The sequence below is a fragment of the Rhizobacter sp. genome (genome assembly GCF_031412075.1).
Lineage (GTDB): Bacteria > Pseudomonadota > Gammaproteobacteria > Burkholderiales > Burkholderiaceae_C > Rhizobacter.
Window position 1 is genome coordinate 1 of sequence record NZ_JANOCG010000170.1, and the last position, 2,388, is coordinate 2,388.

The window sequence follows — 2,388 nt, forward strand, 5'->3', positions numbered from 1 at the left end:
CAGCAGCGTGGGCTCGGCGGTGTAGATCTGGTTCATCATGGCCGACTGCGAGGTCGAGTCGAACAGCGGCCGCCCGGCGATCAGGTGGTAGAGCACGGCGCCCAGTGAATACATGTCGGCGCGGCAGTCGAGCGTGCTGCCATCGAGCTGCTCGGGCGACATGTACGCGAGCGAGCCCACCCGGTAGACCTGGGTCGTCTCCGACGCCATGTTGAGCGCGCTGCCGAAGTCGCTGATCTTCACGTCGGTGATGTTGCCGTTGTTGATCACGGCCAGCAGGTTGGCCGGTTTCACATCGCGGTGGATCAGGCCCTGGCGGTACACATAGCCCAGCGCCATCGCACACTTGAAGCCGATTTCGACGATCAGCTCCAGCGGCAGCAGCTGGTCGGCGCGGCAGTAGGGGCGCAGCGTGCTGCCCGGCACGTGCTCCATCACGAGATACGACTCAAGCGGGTCGACCACCGCGTCGTAGATCTGCACCACGTTCGGGTGTTTGAGGCGGCCGACCAGCGCCGCTTCGGCGGCAAAAAAGCGCTCGAAGTAGCGCCCGTCGGTCGGGTCGTTGGTGGAGCCGGCGCGCACCCGCTTGATGGCCACGTCGCGTTGATGGAAGTCGTCACGCGCCAGAAAGACTTCGCTGGTCGCACCTTCGCCCAGGCGGCGCAGCACCGGGTACTTGCCGATCTGGGCCGGCAAGGGCAGGCCGCCAAAGGAGCTGGGTGGGGGCGTGTGAGAAGAAGACATGCGAGCTGGCATCTTGGCACCGTCACGCTCGGCCTGCATGCCAAATTGACCACAAAACGTTGCCCTTATCGAGGCCTTTGCGCCAGCCAAAAGCCCGCGGGGCCGCCACTTAGAATCTGCCGATGATCCAAGCCAAACAAGACTTGCTGCGCGCGCTGCTGGAGTCTCTTGCCGAACTGAGCCCCGGCAACACCCTCACCGCCGCCTTCGAGTCGCCCAAACAAGCCGCCCACGGCGACCTCGCCTGCACCGCGGCCATGCAGCTGGCCAAGCCGCTCAAGAAAAACCCGCGCGAACTGGCGCAGGCCTTGATCGACACGCTGTCACGCCGTGCTGCCGTGCAGCAATGGGTCGAGGCGATGGAGATCGCCGGCCCCGGCTTCATCAACCTGCGCCTGAAAGCCGCCGCCAAGCAGGCCGTGGTGGGCGAGGTGCTGCGTGAGGCCGAGGCCTTCGGCCGCCAGCCTGCCCATGGCCAGAAACTGCTCGTCGAATTTGTGTCGGCCAACCCCACCGGCCCGCTGCATGTGGGCCACGCCCGCCAAGGTGCGCTGGGCGACTCGATCTGCCACCTGTTCGAAACGCAGGGCTGGGACGTCACCCGCGAGTTCTATTACAACGACGCCGGCGTGCAGATCGCCAAGCTGGCGCACAGCACCCAACTGCGCGCCAAGGGTTTCAAGCCGGGCGATGACTGCTGGCCCACCGATCCGGACAACCCCGAGAGCAAAAAGTTCTACAACGGCGAGTACATCGCCGACGTGGCCGCCGACTACCTGGCCAAAAAAATCATCCGGGCCGACGACCGCGAATTCACCGCCTCGGGTGACCCCGACGACCTGGACAACATCCGCCAGTTCGCGGTGGCCTACCTGCGCCATGAACAAGACCTCGACCTGCAGGCCTTCGGTGTGCACTTCGACAACTACTACCTCGAATCGAGCCTCTACACGAGTGGCCGTGTCGAGGCCACGGTGGCGCAGCTGGTGGCCGCCGGCAAGACCTACGAACAAGACGGGGCCTTGTGGCTCAAGACCACGGACGATGGCGACGACAAGGATCGCGTCATGAAAAAGTCCGACGGCAGCTACACCTACTTCGTGCCCGACGTGGCCTACCACGTCACCAAATGGGAGCGCGGTTTTACCAAGGTGATCAACTGCCAGGGCACCGACCATTACGGCACCATCGCCCGCGTGCGCGCCGGCTTGCAGGGTGTGGGCCAGGGCATCCCGAAGGGCTACCCCGACTACGTGCTCAACACCATGGTGCGTGTGGTGCGCGACGGTGCCGAGGTGAAGATCTCCAAGCGCGCCGGCAGCTACGTCACGCTGCGCGACCTGATCGACTGGACCAGCAAGGACGCGGTGCGTTTCTTCCTGATCAGCCGCAAGGCCGACACCGAGTTCACCTTCGACGTCGACATCGCCGTGAAGCAGAACGACGAGAACCCGGTGTACTACGTGCAATACGCCCACGCGCGCATGAGCAAGGTGCTGCGCGATTGGTCCACCGATCGGGGTGGTGATCTCGCGGCCCTGCACGCCGCCGACCTGTCGCTGCTCACCGCGTCGACCGAAGCCGCGCTGATGCTCAAGCTGGCCGATTACCCCGAGATGCTGACCCGCGCGGCGGCCGACC

Annotated in this window: 2 protein-coding genes; one reads left to right on the top strand and one right to left on the bottom strand. The window is 65.0% G+C overall.

What is annotated here, in order from left to right; all coding sequences use genetic code 11:
- On the bottom strand, positions 1–747 hold a 747-nt coding region (locus RMO40_RS06000; RefSeq protein WP_309717711.1), incomplete at its 3' end, for a protein kinase domain-containing protein.
- A 122-nt stretch (positions 748–869) separates the two neighbouring features.
- Here RMO40_RS06000 and argS point away from each other — a divergent pair.
- Positions 870–2,388 (top strand): arginine--tRNA ligase (argS, locus tag RMO40_RS06005; RefSeq protein WP_309717714.1); only part of this gene is annotated, 1,519 nt, incomplete at its 3' end.